This is a genomic window from Mycobacterium sp. 23 (genome assembly GCF_048287075.1).
Classification (GTDB): Bacteria; Actinomycetota; Actinomycetes; order Mycobacteriales; family Mycobacteriaceae; genus Mycobacterium; species Mycobacterium gordonae_B.
On record NZ_JBLVUX010000005.1, the window covers coordinates 6615040 to 6629970 of the forward strand.

The window sequence follows — 14931 nt, forward strand, 5'->3', positions numbered from 1 at the left end:
GAGGGTAAATAATCGACGGGTGAGCAGAAGGAAATTCCGGTGGACGGCACTGCAGCGCCCAGCCTGATAGCGCGCTTACGCGTGCTGTTCGGGCCGGTCTTGACCGTGTTCGTCGTCGCCGCCCTGCCGCTCGGCGGCGCCGCCTGGCTGGCCGGCTGGCGCACTGCCGCCGACGCGTGCTGGATCGCCGGCACCATCGCCGCGACCGGACCGGCACTGTTCTGGGTGTTTCAGGCGTTGCGCCGGGGCCGGGTGGGTGTCGACGTCATCGCTGTGCTGTCGCTGATCGGCACGCTGTGGGTGCGCGAGTATCTGGCCGGCGCGCTGATCGCGGTGATGTTCGCCGGCGGCCGCGCGCTCGACTCCGCGGCCGAGCGCCGGGCGACCCGCGACCTGCGGGCGTTGCTGGACCGCGCGCCGCGTTTCGCGCGGCGGCGGGTCGGGACGCAGATCAGCATGATCGACCTGGCCGAGGTAGCGGTCGGGGACGTGCTGGTGGTCGGCCCCGGTGAGGTGGTGCCGGTGGACGGGCGGGTCACCGACGAGGTCGCCGTCCTCGACGAGTCCGCGCTGACCGGTGAGCCGCAGCTGGTCGAGCGGGCGACCGGCGACACGGTGCGCAGCGGTGTGGTCAACGCCGGCAACGCTTTCGAGTTTGAGGCGCGCGCCACCGCCGCCGACAGCACCTACGCGGGAATCGTGCGGATGGCGCAGCAGGCCGGCGCGCTCAACGCGCCCATCGTCCGGTTGGCCGACCGTTTCGCGGTCTGGTTCCTTCCCCTGACCTTGGTGGTCGCCGGTGCCGCGTGGCTGGCCAGTGGGTCGGCAGTGCGCGCCGTCGCCGTGCTGGTCGTCGCGACCCCGTGTCCGTTGCTGCTTGCCGCGCCGGTGGCGATCGTCTCCGGGTTGTCCCGGGCGTCGCGGGCCGGGGTGGTGATCCGGGGTGGGGGAGCCCTGGAAAACCTGGGTCACGCCAAGACGCTGGTGATGGACAAGACCGGCACCCTGACGATGGGACGCCCGACGGTGGTCGACGTGGTGGCCGGACCGGGGCGCGACGCTGCCGAGATCTTGCGGTTGAGTGCCTCGGTGGATCAGTTCTCTCCCCACGTGCTCGCCGAGGCCATCGTCACCGAGGCACTGAGCAGGAAGCTGGAGCTGTCTGTACCCGCTGACACGGTCGAGCAGCCCGGGCAGGGTGTGACCGCGACGGTCGACGGGCATCGCGTGATGGTCGGCAAGGTGCCCGCCGGCGAGCCGGCCGGCGGATGGACCACATCGGTGATCAGTCGTGCCCGGCTGGACGGAGCCGGGATCGCGTGGGTCAGCGTCGACGGCGCCGCCGCGGGAGCGGTGTTACTGCGGGATCCACTGCGCCGGCACGCGCCGCGGACGGTGCGGCGGCTGCGCGAGGCCGGACTCGAGCGGCTGCTCATGCTCACCGGAGACCGCGCCGAACCCACCCGCGACGTCGCCAACATTCTGGGACTGGACGAGGTCCGTGCCGACCAGACGCCCGAGGACAAATTCGCCGCCGTACGCGAAGAGAGCGAACGCGCGGTGACGGTGATGGTCGGCGACGGAATCAACGATGCGCCGGCACTGGCCGCGGCCACCGTCGGCGTCGCGATGGGCGCCCGGGGAGCCACCGCGTCCTCGGAGGCCGCCGACATCGTGCTGACCACGGACCGCCTGGACCGGCTCGCCGACGCGATGGACATCGCCCGCTGGTCGCGCCGCATAGCCGTGCAGAGTGCCGTCGTCGGCATGAGCCTGTCGCTGATCGCGATGGTGATCGCCGCGCTGGGCTGGCTGCCGCCGGCCGCGGGTGCGCTGCTGCAAGAGGGCATCGACGTCGCGGTGATTCTCAATGCGTTGCGGGCCCTGCGCGGCAATCCGGCCAACGACGTGCAGGTGGACCCGCAGACCGAGCAGATGCTGCTGCGCTTCGCCGCTGAGCACGACGCCTTGCGCGACACCATCGGCCTGCTGCGCGACAGCGCCAATCGCCTGGCGAGCGGGACGGACGCTCTTCCGCTGGAGTCTCTGGCCGCCGTGCACACCCTGCTGGTCGACCGGATCCTGCCGCACGAAGAGGCCGAAGAGACCCAGCTGTACCCGGCCCTGGCCGGCCCGCTCGGCAGCAGCGAGGCGACCGCCACGATGAGCCGCACCCACGCCGAGATCAAACGACTTGCCGATCGCATCGGCACGCACCTGGCCCAGGCGCAGGCGGCCGGGGCGGTACAGCCCGATCAGGTCGACGACCTGTTGGCGTGCCTGTACGGGCTGTACACCCTGCTGCGGCTGCACTTCGTCCAGGAGGAGGAGAACTACTTCACCCTCGCGCAGGACGATTCCGCTCCGGAGGAGTGAACCGCTTTACGCGGCGTGCCGCAGATTTCGTTGCGCCGCTTCGGCTTTCGGCTCCGGTGCTGCCGGAACCGGGCGCCACCCGACGTACGTCAGATACAGGCCGGCCACCGCGAGCAGTGCGCTTGCCGTCATCCACATGCCGTCCATGCCGATCGTCGCGTCGGCCGCTGCCTTGAAGGCCTTCGGGAAAGCCAGCAAAAGCATTCCGCGCAAGGTCATCGCCCAGCCCAGCACCGACACGGTGATGGCCGCCGCGCCCCGCCAGTACGGGTGCAGTCCCACGGTGATCAGGCCGCAGCTGAGGACCAGGGCGCCGGTAACCCAGAACCATACCGGGCTGGACTCGAAACTAGTGAGCAGCGTGCGCATTTCGGATCCACGCGCCACCGTCGTGATGCCGATGATGGCGAAGAAGGGGCCGAGCACGCGGGCGAACTCGCGCGTGCGTGGCTGCAATTGTGAACTGCTCATTGCATTACCTCCGATTGGAGACGCTCGTCTCCATACCACCATCTGAGCACTTCGCCCGGCCCGGCGGGAGGGACCGAAGTCCTGAATCGGGCAGGACATTCGTCCAGCTTGGTGACTTAAGCCTCACGACCGGCACTGCCCGGGCGGCTAGCGTTCTCCAGGGGTAAGGGAGTGCGGAATGAAAGTCAGGCAGCGCGGCCGTCGTGCCACCGCCGCGCTCGCGTCCGAACGCATAATCCTGCGGACGGACCGGCGTGCGGCGCGGTTGGCCAGTTCGCTGCTGCTGGCCTGCGTGCTGAGTTGGCTGACAATATTGACGGTGCACGAACACCCGGGCGCGAATTGGCATGTGGTGGGCCGGTTCGGCTGGTCGCTCGCGCTGCTGGCCGCCGTCGTCCTCATCGCGCGCGGGGTATTCCTGGGGCGACCGGTCACCCCGCGGCACACCGTGGGCGCGGCCACGCTGCTGTCGGCCGGCATCTTCGCGCACTTCCTGGACTTCGGCGGGTGGGGCAATGTGCTGGTCGGCGCCAGCGGGCTGGCGCTGATGTGGCCCACTTCGGCTGAGCCGCAACCGGAGTTGCTGCAGCGGGTGTGGGCGCTCGTCGATGCCACGCCGGCAGACCCGCTGGCGCCCTTCGCGATGCACTCGCTCAAGAGCTACTACTTCAACGCCGCAGGCACGGCGGCGATCGCCTACCGCACCCGGCTGGGGTTCGCCGTGGTCAGCGGCGACCCGATCGGTGACGGCACGCAATTCGAGCGGCTGGCAATCGATTTCGCCGTGATGTGCCGATCGCGTGGATGGCGGATCGTGGTGTTGGCGGCGGCGCAGCGAAACCTTGGTCTGTGGACCAAGGAGCTGATCGGTCAGGCGATGCTGGCGGTCCCGATCGGGCGCGACGTGGTGGTCGACGTCGCGCGCTTCAGCCTGGCCGGTCGCCGGTACCGCAATGTGCGTCAGGCCGTGCAGCGCACCCACAATCGCGGTGTCACCACCGAGATCGTCGACGAACGCGATCTGGACGCCGGACTGGTCGCCGAACTCAGTGAGGTGCTCTACGCCTCGCACGGTGGGGTGCGCACCGAGCGCGGGTTCTGCATGAACCTCGACGGCGCGCTGCAGGGTCGTTGTCCCGGCGTCAAACTCGCCATCGCCCGCGACAGCGCCGGGCGGGTGGTCGCCTTTCACCGCTACGCGAGCGCCGGCGGCGGCTCGGAGATCAGCCTGGATGCGCCGTACCGTAGGCCGGACGCCCCCAACGGGATCGACGAGCGGCTGACCGTCGACATGACCGCCGCCGCGAAAGGCGCTCACGCACGGCGCCTTTCGCTGGCCTTCGCGGCCTTCCCGGAAGTGTTCGACGCCGCCCACCCCGGAACACTGCAGCGCATCGCCTACCGGCTGATCCATCTTCTGGACCCGTTCATCCGGCTGGAATCGCTCTACCGTTACCTGCGAAAGTTCCACGCGCTCAATGAGCGTCGGTACGTGGTTCTGTGCACGCACCACATTCCGAGCGCGCTGGTGGTGCTGTTGTCGCTGGAGTTCGCACCCCGGCGCCGCCGGCTACGGCCGGCGCATCACCGCGCCGAAGCAGGCGCGTGAGTCTCGACGTAGCCGACCACGTCCGACAGGGTGCGCAACGACGCGTAGTCGGACTCCGGTATGTCGACGTTGAATCGCTTGTGGATGCCGAGCAGGAAGTTCAGCCAGTCCATCGAGTCCAGGTCGACCTGGTCGCGCAGCAGGTCGTCATCGGTGATGTCGTCGGCATCCACTTCGGGGGCGATGGTGGTCAGGACCGACAGGACCACGCCGCGAGTGTCTTCGTTCATTGTCACTTCACTTCTCCAGTACGTCGGGTTGTTGCAGCAGTTCGTTGATCGCGGCCAGGAACATGGCACCGCGGTGTCCGTCGCTGGCCCGGTGGTCGGCGGCCAGCGTGCCCTGCACGGCATTGACCACGCGGATGCCGCCGTCGATGACGCACACCTTCTGCGTGGTCTTGCCGAAGCCGACCAAGGCGACCTGCGGCGGGTAGATCACCCCGAACACGGTGTCCACGCCCTGATCGCCGAGGTTGGTGACGGTGATGGTGGGGTCGGACATCTCCGAGCTGCGCAAGGACCCGGCGCGCGCCCGCGCCACCAGGTCGGTGAGGTCGTTCATCAGCTCGTCGAGCTTCTTCTCGGCCACGTCGTGGATCGCGGGTGCCACCAGACCGCCGCCGCGCAACGAGATGGCGACACCGACATGCACTGCGGGCGCGGGCTGGAAGCCGTCTTCGCGCCAGAAGCCGCTGAACTCCTTGAAGCGCTGCGCGGCCAGCGCGACGGCCTTGAGTTGCAGGACGGCCGGCAGTACGCGTTCGGTGATGGGCCGCTGCGCATTTCGGGCGGTGAGCCAGGTCAGCGCGGTGTCCATCAGGATCTCGTCGGCCAGGTAGTAGTGCGGTATCTCGCGCTTGGACCTGCTCATGGCGGCCGCGATCGACTGCCGCATCGCGGCGCCGCGTTCGGCCATTGACATGCGTTCGCCGGCGGGTTTCGGCGGCGGCTTCTTGACCGGTTGCCGTGTGGCGGCGGCGTGTTCGACGTCGACGATCGTCACCGCGCCACCTGGGCCGGTGCCACTGACCCCGTCGAGGTCGACGTTCAGGTTGGCCGCCAGCCGCCGCGCGGCGGGGGAGACCCAGCGGCGGTGTTGCGGCCCGGACGGGCGCGCCGGCGCCGGCCTCCCGGACGGCGACGCCGCCGCGGCCGGCTTGGGCGCCTTGCGCGGTGCCTTCGCGGCGCGTTTGCGGGGTTCCTTCTTCTCCGGTTCCTCGGCGGTAACCGCAGCGGTCACCGGGGCGGTCGCCGGGGCGGGCGCAGCGGCCGTCTCGCCCGCCGCGAGCAGGGTGGCCAGAACCGTTCCTACTTCCACGGTTTCGCCGACCGGGACCACCAACTCGTCGATGATGCCTTCCTGCCAGCATTCGATCTCCACTGCGGCTTTGGTGGTTTCGATGACGGCGACGACCTGGCCGCGCGTCACCTTGTCACCCGGCTTGACCAGCCACTCGTTCAGCGTGCCTTCGTCCATGTCGGAGCCCAGCGCGGGCATTTTGAACTCGATCATCATCGGTCCCCGAACAGGTCGTGCACGGCGGCGACGATCTTGTGCGGCTGCGGAAGTGCGGCCTCCTCAAGGTGTTTCGCGTACGGGATCGGGACCTCTTCGCTACAGACCCGGCCCACCGGCGCGTCCAGATCGTAGAAGGCGCCCTCCATGATCACCGCGGAGATCTCGCCCGCCAGACTGCCGCTGCGCCACGCCTCGTCGATGGCGACGGCGCGGTGAGTCTTGCGTACCGATTCCAGGATGGTCTCGGTGTCCAGCGGTCGCAGCACCCGCAGATCCACCACCTCGCAGTCGATTCCGGCCAGGGACAGCTCGTTGGCCGCGTCCAGCGCCTTGCCCACGCACCCGCCGTACGCGATCAACGTGACGTCGTCGCCTTCCCGGCGTACCGCTGCCCGACTGATGTCCGTCGGCTCCAGCGTGTCGATATCGGTGGAGGTGTTGTAGAGCTGGACATGTTCGAAGATGATCACCGGATCCGGGTCGGCCAGCGCCGGTCCGAGCATGCCGTAGGCGTCCTCGACCGTCGCCGGCGCCAGCACCTTGATCCCCGGGATGTGGGCGTACCACGGTTCCAGGCTGTGCGAATGCTGCGCGGCGAGTTGCCGCCCGGCCCCGGTGGCCATCCGCACCACGAGCGGCACCGAGAACTGGCCGCCGGACATATGCCGCAGTGCCGCCGCGGTATTGACGATCTGGTCGAGTGCCAGCAGGCTGAAGTTCACCGTCATGACTTCGACGATCGGCCGTAATCCGTTGAGGGCGGCGCCGATACCGATGCCGACGAAGCCGAGTTCGGACAGCGGGGTGTCCCGGACCCGCTCCTCGCCGAATTCTTCCAGTAGCCCTTTGGACGCCGCGTAGGTTCCGCCGTAGCGCCCGACATCCTCTCCCATCAGAACCACACGGGAGTCGTCACGCAGGGCGTCGCGGATCGCGTCGTGAACGGCGGTGCGGTAGGTGGTTTTCATCGGGCCGCCTTTAGCGGGGTGAGCACGTCACGGGCCAGGTCGGCCACGTCTTCCCGGGTTCCCGCGTCGGCGTAGGCCACCGCGTCGGCGATCTCCGCGGCGGCCGACTCCTCGATGTCACGGACGTCGTTGTCGGTCAGCAGTCCGTCGGCCTTGCGGCGCTGCACGAACAGATCGATGGGGTCCCGTTCGCGCCACTGCTCGACTTCGGCCTTGGTCCGGTACAAGTCGGGGTCGAACATCGAGTGAGGGCGGAACCGGTAGGTGCGGAACTCGATGAAGAACGGGCCGCCGGTGCTGCGCACGTGCTCGACACCTTTGCGGGCGGCCTCGTAACATGCCTCGACATCCATCCCGTCAACGGCCAGCGCATCGACACGGTAGGCGGCCGCCTTCGCGGTCAGGTCGGTCTGCGACTGGGCCCGATCCAGTGCGGTGCCCATCGCGTAAAGGTTGTTCTCGCACAGGAACAACACCGGCAGGTTCCACAACACGGCCATGTTCAGCGACTCGTGGAAGGCACCCTCGGCCACGGCGCCGTCGCCGAAGTAGCACGCGGTCACGCGCTTACGCTTCAGCTGGGCGTCGGCAAGCGCGATGCCGACCGCCAGCGGTAGTCCGCCGGCGACGATCGCGTTGCCGCCGTAGAAGTGCCGGGAGGCGTCGAAGAGATGCATCGATCCGCCGCGACCACGGGAGCAGCCCTCCTGCTTGCCGAACATCTCGGCCATGATCCTGGTCATCGGTATGCCGCGCAGCAGTGCGTGCGCATGCTCGCGGTAGGTCGCCACCACCGCGTCGTCGTCGCTCAGCGCGCGCAGGGATCCCGCGGCCACCGCCTCCTCACCGACGTAGAGGTGCAGAAAGCCGCGAATCTTGGCCGCACTGTACAGTTCCGCGCATTTCTCTTCCATGCGGCGCACCCGCACCATGTCTGATAACAGCGCGTGAGTCAGGTCTTTTTCCGTCACAGCGACGCTCCTTGAGGTTGATGGTCATGCGGATGTTCGATCGTGGAGGTGTCGCCCTCGGGCAGCCCGAGTTCACGGGCCTTCAGCAGGCGGCGCATGATCTTGCCGCTGCTGGTGTGCGGCAAGGAGTCGGCGAACTCGATCTCCTTGGGCGCCACGGCAGGTCCGAGGCGTTTGCGGGCATGACCGAGCAGCTGCAACCGGAGTTCCTCGCTGGGCGCGTACCCGTCCTTGAGGGTGACGAAGGCTTTGATGACGGAGCCGACCGTCGGGTCGGGCTTGCCGATGACGGCCGCCTCGGCCACCGCCGGGTGATCGGTCAGCGCGCTTTCGACCTCGAACGGGCCGATCAGGTGCCCGGCGGACTTGATCACGTCGTCCTTGCGCCCGATGAACCAGAAGTAGCCGTCGGCATCCCGCTTGGCCAGGTCACCGGTGAGATAAAGCCCGTCGCTGAAGCACTTTCGGTATCTCTCTTCGGCGTGCAGGTAGCCGCGGAACATCGACGGCCAGCCCGGTTTGAGGGCGAGTTCGCCCTCGACATCCGGTTCTGCGATGACGGTGTTGGTGCCGTCATCGTTATTGCGCACGATGCATGCCTCGACGCCGGGCAGCGGCCGGCCCATCGAGCCGGGCTTGATGTCGAAGGCCGGGGTGTTGGCGATCATGATGCCGCCGGTCTCGGTCTGCCACCAGTTGTCGTGAATCGGTAGGCCCAGTACCTCTTTACCCCACCATACGGCCTCGGGGTTGAGTGGTTCGCCGACGCTGGCGATGAACCGCAGATGCGGAAAGCTGAAGCGGGCGGGCAGTTCTGGACCGGCCTTGATCAGCATCCTGATGCCGGTGGGCGCGGTGTACCAGACCGACACCTGTTCGTCCTGCAGGATCCGGTACCAACGTTCGGCGTCGAACTCGGTCTGGTCGACGATGGAGGTCACCCCGTGCAGCAGTGGGCTGATGATCCCGTACGAGGTACCCGTGACCCAGCCGGGATCCGCTGTGCACCAGTAGATGTCGTCGGGATGAAGGTCCAGCGCGTACAGGCCCGTGACATAGTGCATGGCGACGGCGCCATGCACGTGAATGGCGCCTTTCGGGGTGCCGGTGGTCCCGCTGGTGAAGTGCAGCAGCGCCGGATCGTCAGCCGTGGTGGGCTCGACCGGGGCGTGCTCATCGGCGAAGTTCATGCAATGCCAGAAGTCGAGCGTTCCCGAGGGCGGCTCGCCGTGCGTGCCGTCGTCGACCACGATGACGTGTCGCACCGAGGTGAGCCGGCTGTGGATCTTGGCGATCTTGCGCTGATAGAGCGCCCTGGTGGTGACCAGCACGTCGGCCTGTCCGATGTCGACCCGGGTGGCAATCGGTTCCGGCCCGAAGGCGGAGAACAGCGGTGAGACGACGCTGCCGTTGCGCAGCGCACCCAGCATGGTGATGTACAGCTCGGGGATGCGGCCCATGATGGCGAAGACCCGGTCGCCCTTGCCGATGCCCAGGGCGCGCAGCACGCCGGTGAACCGGGTCACCCGGTCGCTCAACTCGGCATAGGTCAGTTCGTGCGACCCGTCCTCGGTGAGAAAACGAAGTGCGGTGTGCGTGCTCTCCGGTCCGCTCGCGTGCCGGTCGACGGCGGCGTAGGCGATGTTGCATTTCCCCTCGCCCATGCCTTCGCACAGCCGTGGCACATCGGACCATTGGAAGTGCGCCCGGGCCTGCTCGTAGTCGGCGAGATTGGGTGAGACGCGGTAGTCGCGGGGGGTCTTGTGAATCACATCCATGTGCGGGTCCTCATCCCCAGGGGGTCTGGCTCCTCAAAGCCTCTTGCGCAGACACCGGGCGCAATAGGGGACAAGGTCACTGATCACCGTGGCCGGACGTCGCTTGCCGGTGCCCTATGGCGTGACGATGGTGACCAAGGACCCTGGCACGGGAGTGCGTGCATGGCGCACGGTCGTATGAATGCAAGACATCGTACTCAGAGCGGAAAGGTGGGTGCGATGACGCGAACGCTCGTCGAAACTGCGGTGATCACGAACGCCGTGGAGTTGGCGTGCCACGCTCCTTCGCTGCACAACACCCAGCCGTGGCGGTGGGTGGTCAGGGGCGCGACCGTCGACCTGTTCGTCGACCCGTCCCGCATGGTGACCTCGACCGACGTCTCCGGCCGGGAGGCGATCCTCAGTTGTGGCGCCGTCCTCGACCATCTTCGGGTGGCGATGGCGGCCGTCGGGTGGGACACCCACGTCGACCGCTTCCCGAACCCGAACAATCTCGATCACCTGGTTTCGGCCGACTTCACGCCGATGGCATATGTAGGCAGGGCCCGCCGCGACCGCGCCGAGGCGATCACGGTCCGTCGCACCGACCGGGCGCCCGTTCCGCGCGCCCAACGACTGGCCGTCACTGCAGCCGCTGCTGCGCAACTGTGTGGACCAGGACCTGGTGGGGCTTGAGGTGCTGAGCGACGACGCGCGCCCCCGGCTGGCCGAGGCAACCCGGCTCAGCGAGGCGCTGCGTCGCTACGACGACAGCTACCACAACGAATTAAGTTGGTGGACAGCGCCTTCCAGAGAATACGACGGCATACCGCCGGCCGCGCTGGTGACGGGCGCCGAGGCGCGCGGAGTCGGTGTGAACCGGGAGTTCCCCACCGGTCCCGACGACGAGCACGCCAGCAGACACGATCAGGCGAAGATCGTGCTGTTGTCGACGGCCGACAACACCCGCGCGGACGCGCTCAACTGTGGGGAAGCGCTCTCCGCGGTGCTGCTGGAATGCACCGTCGCGGGGCTGGCGACGTGCCCGATCACGCACGCCACGGAACTACAGCCCGGTCGTGACATTCTTCGGGAGCTCACCGGCGGACGCGCGGCCGTTCCGCAGGTTCTGATCAGGGTCGGCATCTCACCGTCGGGCCCGATCCCGGCGGCGACCCCGCGGCGTCCGCTGGATGAGGTACTCGAGGTCGTCGATTGACGCGGAAAGCGGCTCAATAAATGGCCTATGTCAACCTCATGCCGGGACTTCGGTCCCTACCAGCCGCGCCCGGGGATTGGTCGAATAAGGCATTGCTATTGGGGGCAGTGTGAACTCTAGGAGGGCGTCATGACGAGTGCAGCCGAAGCCGGCCGGCCCGCACCACGGCGGGTATTCCGCGACCGCCGCGAAGCCGGCCAGGTGCTGGCGAACCTGCTGAGCGCCTACCGCGACAACCCGAACGTGATCGTCCTCGGCCTGGCCCGCGGGGGATTGCCGGTGGCCTGGGAGGTGGCGGCGGCGCTGCGTGTCCCGTTGGACGCCTTCATCGTGCGCAAGCTCGGCGCCCCCGGCCACGAAGAGTTCGCCGTCGGCGCGCTGGCCAGCGGTGGCCGGGTGGTGGTGAACGACGATGTGTTGCGCGGGTTGCGCGTCACGTCCGCGCAGTTGCGCGACATCGTCGAGCGGGAGGGCCGCGAACTGGTCCGGCGCGAGGCCGCCTACCGCGGGGGTCGCCCACCGGTGCAGGTGACCGGCCGGACGGTGATTCTCGTTGACGACGGATTGGCCACCGGCGCAAGCATGTTCGCCGCCGTACAGGCTCTGCGCGACGCTGAGCCGGCGCATATCGTGATCGCCGTGCCCGCCGCCCCGGAATCGACCTGCCGGGAATTCGAGGGTCTGGTCGACGAGGTGGTCTGCGCCTCGATGCCGACACCGTTTCTCGCCGTGGGGGAGTCGTTCTGGGACTTCCGTCAGGTCAGCGACGAAGAGGTGCGCGAGCTGCTGGCCAAACCCACCACGGGGCTCGCGCTGATCAAGCCGGCCGCACCGACAGCGGCCGAGATGATCGCCGACGTGGCGGTCGATGTGCCGCAGGGCATTCCGCCGCGCGAGATCCTCGAACAGGTCATCGGCGACGCGCGCGTCGTCCTGATCGGTGAGAGTTCGCACGGCACCCACGAGTTCTACGAGGCGCGTGCGGAGATCACCAAGTGGTTGATCGAGGAGAAGGGCTTCTGTGCCGTTGCGGCCGAAGCCGATTGGCCCGACGCCTACCGGCTGAACCGTTACGTCCGCGGCCTGGGCGAGGACACGACGGCCGAGGCGGCGCTGAGCGGTTTCGAGCGCTTCCCGGCATGGATGTGGCGCAACACGGTCTGTCGCGACTTCGCCGACTGGTTGCGGGCATACAACCAGCGCGCGCCCCGGCAGGCCGGGTTCTACGGGCTCGATCTGTACAGCCTGCACAGGTCGATGCACGAGGTGATCAGCTACCTCGACACGGTGGATCCCGCCGCGGCGGCGCGGGCCCGGGTCCGGTACGCGTGCTTCGACCACCCGGCGGGTGACGATGGACAGGCATACGGTTACCAGGCGGCGTTCGGTGCGGGGCCCAAGTGTGAGCGCCAGGCGATTGAGCAGTTGGTCGAGTTGCAGCGCAATTCGCTCGACTATCTGCGTGCCGACGGCCTGCTTGCGGAGGACGAATTGTTCTACGCCCAGCAGAACGCGCAGACGGTCCGCGACGCCGAGGTCTACTACCGCTCGATGTTCAGCGGCCGGGTCTCCTCGTGGAACCTTCGGGACAAGCACATGGCGCAAACCCTGGAGGCACTGCTCAAGCATCTGGACCGGCACGGCGATGGTCAGCCCGCGCGAATCGTGGTGTGGGCGCACAACTCCCATGTCGGTGACGCCACCGCGACCGAGGTGTGGGCCGACGGCCAGCTCACGCTGGGGCAACTGGCGCGGCAGCGCTATCACGGCGACGCACGCCTGATCGGCCTGAGCACCTACACGGGTACGGTCACAGCCGCCAGCGAGTGGGGCGGAATCGCCGAACGCAAGGTGGTCCGGCCGGCGCTGCCCGGCAGCGTCGAGGACCTGTTCCACCAGACCGGCAAGGACGCCTTCCTGGTATCTTCGCGGATCAACCAGAAGGCAGCCGAGCCGATGTCGGCCGTTCGCCTGGGCCGCGCCATCGGCGTGATCTATCAGCCCGCCACCGAGCGGCAGAGCCACTACTTCCACGTCCGGCCCGACGATCAATTCGATGCCATGATTCACATCGACACCACCCGTGCGCTGGAGCCACTCGAGACGACGAGCGTGTGGATTGCCGGCGAGACGCCGGAGACCTATCCCAGCGGCCTCTAGTCCGCACCAAAAGTCCGACGAGCGGAGTTCATAATGCACGCCGGTTTCGCACCGGGGCTACCGCGGATCGTCACGTTGACGATGAATCCCGCGCTCGACATCACCACCAGCGTGGAAGTGGTGCAACCTACCAGCAAGTTACGTTGCAGCGCAACGCGTTACGATCCGGGTGGGGGCGGTGTGAACGTGGCGCGGATCGCCCACGTGCTCGGCGGGTCGGCGTTCGCGGTGTTGCCCGCGGGAGGCTCCCACGGCGGAATGCTGACCAGGTTGCTCAGCGATGCGGGGGTGCCCTTCGGTGAGATCCCGATCGCCGCGGCCACCCGGGAGAGTTTCACCGTCAACGAGACCAGCACCGGACGGCAGTTCCGGTTTGTGCTGCCCGGCCCGGTGCTGACCCCGGCCGAACAGGCCAGATGTCTGCAGGAGCTGCGGATGGCGGCGCGGTCGGCCGACTTCGTGGTGGCCAGCGGGAGCCTGCCGCCCGGTGTTCCCGCCGACTTCTATCAGCGGGTGGCCGACGTCGCGCGCGATGTGGGTGCCCGGCTCGTTTTGGACACCTCCGGTGGTGGACTGCGGGGTGTCTCGTCCGGGATCTTCCTGCTCAAGGCGAGCGTGCGGGAGTTGCGCGAATGCGTGGGTCGCGAGCTGGCCACCGAGCCGGAACAGATCGTCGCCGCGCGTGAACTGGTGGACAGCGGTCGCGCGGAGGTCGTGGTGGTGTCGTTGGGCTCATCGGGTGCGATGCTGGCCACCCGGCAGACCTGTCAGCGCTTTGCGGCGGTGCCCATGGAGGCCGGCAGCGGCGTGGGTGCCGGTGACGCGATGGTGGCAGCCATCGCCGTCGGTCTGACCCGTGGGTGGCCGTTGGCCAAGTCGGTGCGCCTGGGAATCGCGGCCGGTGCGGCGATGCTGCTGACGCCCGGCACCGCGGTTTGCGAGCGCTCGGACGTGGAACGGCTTTTCGAGTTGACCGGCGAGCCGGTGGAGGTGGGCGACGGTCCGCCGGGGACGAAGGGCTTTGCAAACTCAGGCCAAACGACCCCTGCAGAAACGGCTGACCGCGCCATAGATTGATGGTGAGCGAAAGTCAGGAGCCGACATGAACCAGCTGGACGCGAAGTCGGTGGTGGTGGGTGTCAACGGTTCGCAAGCCGCGGTCAATGCGGCCAAGTGGGCGATCGACGAGGCGCTGAGCCGCCAGATGCCGCTTCGCTTGGTGTATGTGATTGCCGGCGGGGACGCGGGGCAGGCTTCCGAGTGGGAGCTCGAACGCGCCGAAATGGTGCTGTCGCAGGCGGAAAGCGCGGTGCTCAGCGCCGCGCAGGCCCAGGGTAAGCCGGTTGAGATCGAGACCGCCATCCGCTCCGGGGACCCGGCGCAGGCCCTGATCAACACGTCTCAGGACGCGGCCCTGGTGTGTGTGGGCACCTCCCGCCGCGGTTGGGCCGCTGACGGGCTTCTGGGTCCCACGGCCGCCGCGCTGGTCACTCACGCGCACTGTCCGGTCGCGGTGATCCGCACCAACCCTGACGGGTCGCCCACCCAGGTGGGGGTGATCGCCGTCGTCCTCAACGACGACCCCGACAACGACGAAGTGGTCCGGCTGGCAATGGAGGAAGGGCGCCGCCGGCACGCGATCGTGCGGCAGATCGACCGACGCCTGGACAGCTGGGTCCGCCGCTACCCCGACGTGCCCGTCCAGATCGTGGCGTCCGGAACCGGCGCCCGGGTGGTGGACGAGAACCACAGTCGGGCAATTGATCTCGCGATCGTCGGCGAGTCCGAGGCGGCTGACCTGCCGGGGCTGGCGATCCCGAACTGCCATCCGATCCTCGGGTATCCGGACTGCTCGGTATTGCTGGTCCGGCATTAAAGG

General features: G+C 68.1%; 11 protein-coding genes and 1 pseudogene. 6 read left to right on the forward strand and 6 right to left on the reverse strand.

Translation table 11 applies throughout. From position 1 onward, the window contains the following. Positions 1-39: 39 nt before the first annotated feature. Complete coding sequence (locus tag ACNQS7_RS31290) at positions 40-2376, forward strand: heavy metal translocating P-type ATPase (RefSeq protein ID WP_418015609.1); 2337 nt, start codon at positions 40-42, stop codon at positions 2374-2376. 6 nt (positions 2377-2382) lie between these two features. Here ACNQS7_RS31290 and ACNQS7_RS31295 read toward each other — a convergent pair whose 3' ends face one another. Next, a complete protein-coding gene (locus ACNQS7_RS31295; RefSeq protein ID WP_418015610.1) occupies positions 2383-2847 on the reverse strand; it encodes a hypothetical protein in 465 nt (154 codons plus the stop codon). A 178-nt stretch (positions 2848-3025) separates the two neighbouring features. Between ACNQS7_RS31295 and ACNQS7_RS31300 the strand changes: the two genes are divergently transcribed. Next, a complete protein-coding gene (locus ACNQS7_RS31300) occupies positions 3026-4456 on the forward strand; it encodes a bifunctional lysylphosphatidylglycerol flippase/synthetase MprF (RefSeq protein ID WP_418015611.1) in 1431 nt (476 codons plus the stop codon). Here ACNQS7_RS31300 and ACNQS7_RS31305 read toward each other — a convergent pair. The 5 genes from ACNQS7_RS31305 to acsA are packed head-to-tail and all read right to left on the reverse strand — an operon-like array spanning position 4432 to position 9694. Then, positions 4432-4692 carry a phosphopantetheine-binding protein gene (locus ACNQS7_RS31305; protein WP_055581031.1) on the reverse strand — a complete coding sequence of 87 codons (261 nt, stop codon included), beginning with the start codon at positions 4690-4692 and terminating at the stop codon, positions 4432-4434. The two genes, ACNQS7_RS31300 and ACNQS7_RS31305, sit on opposite strands and share 25 nt — an antisense overlap. 1 nt (position 4693) lies before the next feature. Next, positions 4694-5971, reverse strand: a complete 1278-nt coding sequence (locus ACNQS7_RS31310) for a dihydrolipoamide acetyltransferase family protein (protein ID WP_418015612.1) — start codon at positions 5969-5971, stop codon at positions 4694-4696. Continuing rightward, positions 5971-6945 carry an alpha-ketoacid dehydrogenase subunit beta gene (locus ACNQS7_RS31315; protein WP_418015613.1) on the reverse strand — a complete coding sequence of 325 codons (975 nt, stop codon included), beginning with the start codon at positions 6943-6945 and terminating at the stop codon, positions 5971-5973. The genes ACNQS7_RS31310 and ACNQS7_RS31315 overlap by 1 nt, the downstream gene beginning before the upstream one ends. Beyond that, positions 6942-7916: a pyruvate dehydrogenase (acetyl-transferring) E1 component subunit alpha gene (gene pdhA / locus ACNQS7_RS31320; protein ID WP_418015614.1), complete on the reverse strand. Its 975-nt coding sequence runs from the start codon at positions 7914-7916 to the stop codon at positions 6942-6944. Before pdhA ends, ACNQS7_RS31315 begins: the two co-directional genes overlap by 4 nt. Further along, complete coding sequence (gene acsA / locus ACNQS7_RS31325) at positions 7913-9694, reverse strand: acetate--CoA ligase (RefSeq protein ID WP_418015615.1); 1782 nt, start codon at positions 9692-9694, stop codon at positions 7913-7915. Before acsA ends, pdhA begins: the two co-directional genes overlap by 4 nt. A 219-nt stretch (positions 9695-9913) precedes the next feature. Here acsA and ACNQS7_RS31330 point away from each other — a divergent pair. The 4 genes and pseudogenes from ACNQS7_RS31330 to ACNQS7_RS31345 all read left to right on the forward strand — a co-directional run bounded on the left by ACNQS7_RS31330 (position 9914) and on the right by ACNQS7_RS31345 (position 14928). Beyond that, positions 9914-10892, forward strand: a pseudogene (locus tag ACNQS7_RS31330) (Acg family FMN-binding oxidoreductase). A 129-nt stretch (positions 10893-11021) separates the two neighbouring features. Beyond that, positions 11022-13052 carry an erythromycin esterase family protein gene (locus ACNQS7_RS31335; RefSeq protein ID WP_418015616.1) on the forward strand — a complete coding sequence of 677 codons (2031 nt, stop codon included), beginning with the start codon at positions 11022-11024 and terminating at the stop codon, positions 13050-13052. Between the two features lie 33 nt (positions 13053-13085). Then, on the forward strand, positions 13086-14129 hold the full coding sequence (locus ACNQS7_RS31340) for a 1-phosphofructokinase family hexose kinase (protein WP_418015617.1): 1044 nt from the start codon (positions 13086-13088) through the stop codon (positions 14127-14129). 25 nt (positions 14130-14154) lie between these two features. Next, positions 14155-14928: a universal stress protein gene (locus ACNQS7_RS31345; protein ID WP_418015618.1), complete on the forward strand. Its 774-nt coding sequence runs from the start codon at positions 14155-14157 to the stop codon at positions 14926-14928. Positions 14929-14931: the final 3 nt, after the last annotated feature.